A 1,833-nucleotide genomic window follows, 5' to 3' on the forward strand; every position below is an offset into this window, starting at 1 on the left:
TATATATATATTCATTTTGCTTATAGGTTTTGAAGGTGTAAAAACCGTCAAAACCCCCTCAAAACGTATATTATTAGTTGAATTTATAGGTTGTGTTATCAATATGGGTTGTTTTTTTAAGATCTGTAAAATCTTAACCTATTGAAAAATAACGTTTTTGCTTTTTATCGTTTTTTTACATAATAGCAGCAACCCTCAAAACTCAAAACCCCGTCAAAACTCATAACTATAATGATCTTGATAGCATCTCTTATAAGTTACAAGCTATCTTTTGAAAAGCTTTAAAGGATCATATGATTTTCATAAAGCACGTTGTAATCAATTCTCTAAAATCATAAGGTTATCATTCAAAAGAACTGATAAAAATTCATAAAAGGGATTTTGCTAATCTCTATAATTATCAGTTTCTATTGAGATGTTTTCATAACAATCTATAAATCGTAATTATCCTATATCCTATTTATCGTTTCTCTTATGAAAATGAAAAATGATGCCATGGCTATAAAGCATATAACAGCTATAGAGAATGCGTAAAAATAACAGCCTTATTTGAATAAAGCAAAAATGCAAATGAATGCGTTGGTTATAAAGATCATCTCTATAAAAAACTGTTAAGTTGCAAATGTGTTATAAACAAAATTCACAAAAAAATTAAAAATCATTTAGTGAAAAAAACTGATAGGTTATAAAGATAAAAATACGCATTATGAGAGCGTTTATAAATATTATAAATGTATAGATTCAAAAAAGAACGCCATTGTTTCAGAAAGCCCATAATATAGCTTTAAAAGCGCATAAATATAAAAGAAGCAATTCATAAGCACATGATAACATTAATACAGAATGCAATTTAAAAAATACAAAAAATATCAAAAAAGATAAAATATTAATTGACAATAAATACGTATTTTGTTATATAAATAGTCAAGTGATTGAAAAACACTTAACGAATAGCGGATAAGTTACGAAACAACTTCTCCCATTTCTTAAAATACTGACTTTCTTTTATGCTATCATTGGCATATAACGATTTTGTCGGGTGTGCTTATACCATACAATACCTTTTCGAGGGAAAAGTATAAGCAACGGACTATTCGCCGTGTTTTTCAGCGCCCGACGCCTCTATAGAGGTGTCAAATGAAAAAAAATCTTACGAATAGGTTTTAAATATGACAAATATATCAAAAAACACCCCCGTTCTCTCTAACATTGAAATGAAACCGCGCTTGTTAATAAACAAAAGCCTGCAAAAAAATACGAATTTATTGATGATTGTGAATATATCGATGGTCATTTCTTAACGCGAATTAGAGCTTTAAGAGATTTTGATGATGTCAAAAAAGGCGACCTCGGGGGCTATATTGAAAGTGAAGATAATCTCTCTCATGAGGGAAATTGCTGGGTTTATAATAAAGCAAGGGTCTTTCAAAATGCACGCGTCTTTGGAAATGCTAAAGTAAAAAGCTTTTTTGTTGACGTTTGTGGTAATGCAAGAATTTATGGTAATGCTATTTTTGAAGGCATGTTATTAAAGGACAATGCAAAGCTTTATGGAAATGCTCATGTGAGCAATGCCGTTGTAATTGAAGGTAATGCTAAAATTTATGATAACGCCCGCGTCACTAATCATGCTCATATTTGTGATGATGCCGTTATTTGTGATGATGCTCATGTCGGGGGCAATGCTAAAATAAGCGGCGCTGCTCATATTTGTGATGGCTCGCGTGTTTTTGATGATGCCGTGGTTTGTGGGGCTCTTATCTCTGGCGATTCTTATGTTCATAGCGCCGCCTCTTTAACTGCTGATGATCATATTTGGGATGAGGCATATCC

General features: G+C 31.6%; 1 pseudogene. It reads left to right on the forward strand.

Annotated features, from left to right (window positions below):
- Positions 1 to 1,169: 1,169 nt before the first annotated feature.
- Positions 1,170 to 1,833 (forward strand): annotated as a pseudogene (locus ACFILT_RS05955) (hypothetical protein); the annotation flags it as partial.

This window comes from Bartonella sp. AP7XZML, from assembly GCF_042195745.1.
Lineage (GTDB): Bacteria > Pseudomonadota > Alphaproteobacteria > Rhizobiales > Rhizobiaceae > Bartonella.